This window comes from bacterium, assembly GCA_020444325.1.
Lineage (GTDB): Bacteria > Bacteroidota > Ignavibacteria > SZUA-365 > SZUA-365 > BM516.
Window position 1 is genome coordinate 39,260 of record JAHLLD010000019.1, and the last position, 6,221, is coordinate 45,480.

Annotated in this window: 2 protein-coding genes and 1 tRNA gene; 1 reads left to right on the plus strand and 2 read right to left on the minus strand. The window is 55.3% G+C overall.

Going from position 1 to position 6,221, the window contains the following annotated elements:
• The first annotated feature begins 214 nt into the window (after positions 1-214).
• Entirely contained in the window at positions 215-3,463 is a 3,249-nt protein-coding gene (locus tag KQI65_17625; protein ID MCB2206567.1) for a T9SS type A sorting domain-containing protein, read from the plus strand.
• 68 nt (positions 3,464-3,531) lie between these two features.
• On the opposite strand, the gene katG is transcribed toward KQI65_17625, so the two are convergent.
• Positions 3,532-5,715, minus strand: coding sequence for a catalase/peroxidase HPI (gene katG, locus KQI65_17630; protein MCB2206568.1), 2,184 nt, complete (start codon positions 5,713-5,715; stop codon positions 3,532-3,534).
• A 238-nt stretch (positions 5,716-5,953) separates the two neighbouring features.
• Positions 5,954-6,026: transfer RNA gene (locus KQI65_17635), tRNA-Met, on the minus strand.
• Positions 6,027-6,221 lie beyond the last annotated feature (195 nt).

The following is a 6,221-nucleotide window of genomic DNA, read 5'->3' on the forward strand; positions in this document are numbered from 1 at the left end:
ACATAGCCTCATGAAACGGGATGCATGTTCACAGCATGCATCCCGTTTTTATGCACTTTCTGCATATTCACATCCTGCCGGATATGCACTTTCTGCATATCTACATGCATCCCTCGTGATGACTTGACACAAGACCCTGCGCTTCCTATTATATGGCATTATAAAGGATTTTTTGGTCCTGTTAACTCTCTACATCACGACACCGGGGGGAAACATGAGATTGTTGTTTTCTGGCTTGTTCCTTGTTCTGGGTCTGCAATGCATTACGCAGGCACAGTCCCTGCCTCCTACCACCTTACAAAACGATGCATGGGATTTCATCAGCGCCAACCGCCTGTTGATGTGGGCGAGTAATAACGGTTCGATGGGACACAATCCCCTGACCGCAGCAGCCGGAACCGAATGGCCACGCGGCAGCGGAAAGTATATCACCTTCGCCGAGGGACTTGTGATTACCGCCGTCATCGACGGCGACATGTGGGCCGGAGGGGCAACGTACGCATACAGCTGGCAGGCGGGTCCGATACTCCCCGATGGAACGGCAAGCGATCCGAATGATCCACAGAATCGCCTTTTCAACGTCCATCGATACGACCCTCAGTGGTGGAATGCGCTCACGAGTTCCGAGCAATGGCGCTTCGCGAAGGATATTGCCGAATGGCCCGTTCAGCTGGGAGCTCCGTGGGTGGACAGCAACGGCAATGGCATTTACGATCCGGATACTTCCATCTGGAAAACCGGCGGCGACACTGACCACCCCCACTATCGCGGTGTGCAGTCACTGTTCTGCGCCAGCAACGCTATGGACGACATACGTCTGACGAATCTTTACGGATCACCTGCCTATCCACTCGAATTGCACACGCATATCTGGGCGGACAGCGGACACCCTCTCCTCGACGATGTCGTATTTCGCGAACACACCATTATTAACCGGGGGAATCTTCCTCTGGAGGACGCGTATGCAGCCATCTGGCAGGATCCAGACTTTGGTGACCCCCTCAACGATTTCTGTGGAGTTGACACCATCTCTGCAGTGGCATATACATACAATGGGCGTGAAATTGATGCAGTGTACTCACCCCCGGCAGCGGCAGGAACGGTCTGGCTGCAGACACCGATCGTGCCTGCATCCGGAGCCGTCGCCCGCTTCGGAGATGCCGTACGGGACGGATACCGCAACATCCCACTGTCGAGCTTCGTGTATTACATCAGTGCCGATCCAAGGTACAGGGATCCGCAGTTGAAAAACCCGGTCGGAACGACAAGCATGTACTACAACACGACGGGACGACTGTGGAATGGCGAGAGTCAGGCAGATCCCGTTCGATCCGGCGCCGAAACCACGCTCTCGCTCTCAGGCGATCCGGTACGGAATCACGGCTGGGTTGACGGCATCATCAATCCTCCCGGAGACCGCCGCTTTCTCTCCGCCTGCGGTCCCTTCACTCTCCTGCCCGGCGATACGCAGAAAGTCATCACCGCAACGCTGGCAGCGGATGCAAAAAACCGTCTGCTGAGTATCCGCGATCTGCGACTGGCTGCGCTTCAGTTGCGCGATATCTACAGGAATCTCCCTTTCGGATTCCTGGCACCGGAGTTCGCATCAGAAATATCCTTTCCTCAGAATAATGATGCCTACCGCATTGCCGTCTCAGGCGGACCGTTTCCAGCCGGGACCAGCAGTGTGCAGACTGTATTGCGCTCAGCCGATGGGAAGGAAATACAGAGGAATACAATTACCGACGATGGGCTGAATGGAGATGCTGTGCCATCGGATGGGATTTACGGGGGTGTGATCGAAGGTTCCGGGCAGACGGAAGGAGCTGATCTGTACATCGTCACAGTCGATGCAGGCGGAGAAAAGGAATGGCTCGTGGAACGCGAGCTGCCTCTGCCCGGTCCCGCCACTGTTTCTCTAACCAATCTCGTATTTGATAGCCCGGAGGTTGACGGGAAAGCGCAACCGGGTGAAGTGGTCAGATACGAATACCGTATTGAAAATCTGACCACGGAAGCAATGGGACCATGGCATGTGTTCTTCACCGGCCTGCAATCACCCACGGGCGACAAGGCGGTCATGCGGTATGACACTGTGCTCTCCGCGCTATCGTCGCTCGAGACCACCTATGACGAACTGAACCCGAAGAGTTATTTCCAGTTTCAGATCAGCGATACCGTCTCCCAGGGAGAGTGGCATGTCCCTGTGGTCCTGATGAACGACAGACACTGTACCTGGAAAACGGAGTTCACGCTTGTGGTTGAGCCTCCTCCCCCGGTGTACAAGCACGGCTTGCTTGAACATGTTGAAGGCAATGCCGTGGGATCACTGGGATACTCTATCACCAATCTTGCTGCGTTGACGGACCACGATTATCGAGTGAGCATTACAGGGGAGGATAATGCTTCGAAGACCATGGTGATCGAGGATGTGACTCTTGGAAAGACGCTGTTTCCGTCCGAACCTGTTCCCGGTGCGGTGTTTCCCGCTTCGGTGGAAATCGACGGCTGGCGCATCAACATCGGTACAACCTTCGATGATGAGGTATACGACGAGAACTGGGGACGTGTGGTGAATTACACGCATGATGCGGATGGATACTTCAGTGATCCTGCACACGCATGGTTCACGGTGTTTGATGATGAGTTTTATACAGCCGATGAGTGTCCATTCGGCTCAGCCCTCCATCTGTATGATTGCTACCCCGTACGTATCGTATTTGATCAATCCAATGGACAGAAAGCGGCGGGCTACATGAGGGGAAGCAGGCCGAACTACGGCTATACGGGATACCATGATATCCCCCTCCGTGTCTATGATATTCGCGATACTGCAAATCCACGACAGCTGATGGTAGGTTTCTCCGAACGATTGCATCGTCCCGCCGCCGACAGCATGTATTTTCCGGGTGCATTCCCCGACGACCGGGAACTGCTCTGGATTTTCGCGGACGATTACGCCACTACACCACCCGCAGCATATCAGCGACCTCTCTCAGACCTTTCACAGGAGGCAGATCTGATGTATATGCTGTGGGCGATTCGCGATACCACGATTTCCCTCCCGGCGGATGGCGAGAGCTACACCATAGTTCCCAACATCCCGGTCAGCAACAGGGATGTTTACATCCTCGCAAAACCACGAAGTCTGGAGGTGCGCAGCACCCCGGGAACTCCGGCAAGCATGGCGCTGCAGCAGAATCATCCCAATCCCGTCGGCAGTGGCAGCATCCACGGACACAGCTCTACCGTCATCGAATTCGCAACGGCACGTGATGGCGCTGCAACGCTGCGCGTCTTTGACATGCTGGGACGATGTATCGCCACACTCATTGATTCTCCGCTCCCTTCCGGGAATCACCTGCTGACCTATGATGTGTCGAAGCTGCCTACTGGAAGCTATCTGCTGCGATTACAGAACGAAGGAGAAATACTGAGCCGTGTCATGACCGTGGTTCAGTAAAGAATTGATACTGGAACAAAAAACCCCGACACATTGTGCCGGGGTTTTTTGTCTCCTGTGATGGTATGTCAGGCCACATCGAAGCGGTCGAGGTTCATCACCTTATCCCAAGCCGCGATGAAATCGCTGACAAACTTCTCCTGGGAATCCTGGCAGCCATAGACTTCCGCCTGTGCGCGAAGTACAGAGTTGGATCCAAACACGAGATCGACTCGCGTGCCTGTCCATTTCAGCTCGTCGGTCGCGCGATCACGTCCTTCGAACAGGTCGGCATCATCGGATGTAGCTTTCCACACCGTACTCATGTCGAGCAGATTGACGAAGAAATCATTCGTCAGTGATCCGGCACGATCGGTGAAAACACCATGCTTCGAATGGCCGTAGTTGTTTCCGAGGACGCGGAGTCCGCCGACAAGCACTGTCATCTCGGGGGCCGTCAGCGTCAGCAGCTGTGCTTTATCAATAAGCATCTCTTCCGCGGATACCGTGTACTTCGCCTTTGCGTAGTTCCGAAAACCATCCGCCTCGGGCTCGAGTACGTCAAAGGAGTCGGCATCGGTCTGCTCATCTGCAGCATCCATGCGTCCTGGAGTGAAGGGTACGGTGACATCGTGTCCCGCATCCTTCGCCGCTTTCTCAACAGCGGCGCAGCCTCCGAGGACGATAAGGTCAGCCAGGGAAACCTTCTTCCCGCCCGACTGTGCGTCGTTGAACTCCTTCTGCACGCCTTCGAGCGTCTGCAGCACCTTCTGGAGCTGAGCGGGATTGTTGACTTCCCAGTCTTTCTGTGGTGCAAGTCGAATGCGCGCACCGTTGGCGCCACCGCGGTAATCTGATCCGCGGTATGTGGAAGCTGCGGACCAGGCTGTGTACACGAGTTCTGCAATGCTCAGTCCCTTTTCGAGGATCTTCGCCTTGAGCGCTGCGACATCATCAGCACTCACCAGTTCATGATCAACGGCGGGAATGGGGTCCTGCCAGATTAGATCTTCTTCGGGCACTTCCGGCCCGAGATAGCGCGACTTCGGTCCCATATCGCGATGCGTGAGCTTGAACCAGGCCCGCGCGAATGCGTCAGCGAACTCTTCAGGGTTTTTATGGAAGCGTCGGGAAATCTTCTCATAGATCGGATCCATGCGCATGGCCATGTCGGCCGTGGTCATCATGGTAGGGACCTTTTTGGAGGAATCGTGTGCGGCGGGTGCCATATCCTCTTCCTTCACGTCCTTCGCATGCCACTGCCATGCACCGGCTGGACTCTTTACCGGCTCCCACTCATAGCCGAAGAGCAGATCGAAGTAACCGGAATCCCATTTGATCGGATTCGGCGTCCATGCACCCTCGATGCCGCTGGTCATGGTATCATCGCCCATTCCGCTGGCGAAGCTGCATTTCCAGCCAAGCCCCTGCTCTTCCATAGGAGCTGCTTCCGGTTCGGGACCGACATGTTCCGGTTTTGCAGCACCGTGCGCCTTGCCAAAGGTGTGTCCACCTGCGGTGAGCGCCACGGTCTCCTCGTCATTCATCGCCATGCGTGCGAACGTCTCACGGATATCGCGTCCCGAGGCCACAGGATCAGGTTCCCCGTTGGGTCCTTCAGGATTGACGTAGATCAGTCCCATCTGCACAGCTGCGAGAGGGTTCTCGAGATCGCGGTCACCGGAATAGCGCTTGTCGCCCAGCCATTCGGTTTCCTTGCCCCAGTAGATATCCTCCTCCGGCTCCCAGATATCCTTGCGTCCCCCACCAAACCCGAAGGATTTGAGTCCCATGGATTCAAGCGCGCAGTTACCAGCGAGAATCAGAAGATCTGCCCATGAGAGCTTTTTCCCGTACTTCTGTTTGATCGGCCACAGCAGACGGCGCGCCTTGTCGAGGTTGGCATTGTCAGGCCAGCTGTTCAGCGGTGCGAAGCGCTGCGATCCCGTACCGCCGCCCCCACGTCCATCCGCCGTACGATACGTGCCTGCACTGTGCCACGCCATACGGATAAAGAGTCCGCCATAGTGCCCGTAATCCGCCGGCCACCAGTCCTGCGAATCCGTCATCAGTTTATACAGGTCATGCTTGACCGCCTGCAGGTCCAGTTTCTTGAACTCCTCCGCATAGTCGAAGTCCTGCCCCATCGGATCGAGTTTTTCAGAGTTCTGATGCAGAATCCTGAGATTCAACTGGTTGGGCCACCAGTCCTTATTCGTCGTTCCACTGAATCGATCACCACCCATCCCCGGGTGTTTTCCATTTCCACTCATGCATTCACTCCTTCTTATCTGGATTAAGTTAACGCGGTGATCTCTATAGCACTATCACTGAAATCAGGATACTACCGCTTCCCTGACCAATACCGATCAGATCGCGGCAAATACCATTCTGGAATTGTCTTAAAAATTTAGCAGGAAGGACAGCGAATGTCAAGAAAGGGGCACCGATTCTCCCTACCCCATAAGCACAACGCAAAAAGGCAAAGCCAGACGGCTTTGCCTTTTCTTGTAGCGGGGGCAGGACTTGAACCTACAACCTTCGGGTTATGAGCCCGACGAGCTACCAATTGCTCCACCCCGCGGTGGATTTTTAATATACGAAGACTCCCTGCTGAATGCAAACAAAATAGCAATTTACCGTGATCATCCCGCACGAGTCCCTCGCAGAGGGACGAGTTCCCGCGCGATGCGAAGCGGCGCTCCTGCGTGAGCGCAAGCGAACTCCCGCGCGATGCGAAGCGGCGCTCCTGCGTGAGCGCAAGCGAACTCCCGCGCGA

Coding starts and splice junctions, on each gene's coding strand:
- katG (MCB2206568.1), bottom strand. CDS start 5,715: ATGAGTGGAAATGGAAAACACCCGGGGATGGGTGGTGATCGATTCAGT.
- KQI65_17625 (MCB2206567.1), top strand. CDS start 215: ATGAGATTGTTGTTTTCTGGCTTGTTCCTTGTTCTGGGTCTGCAATGC.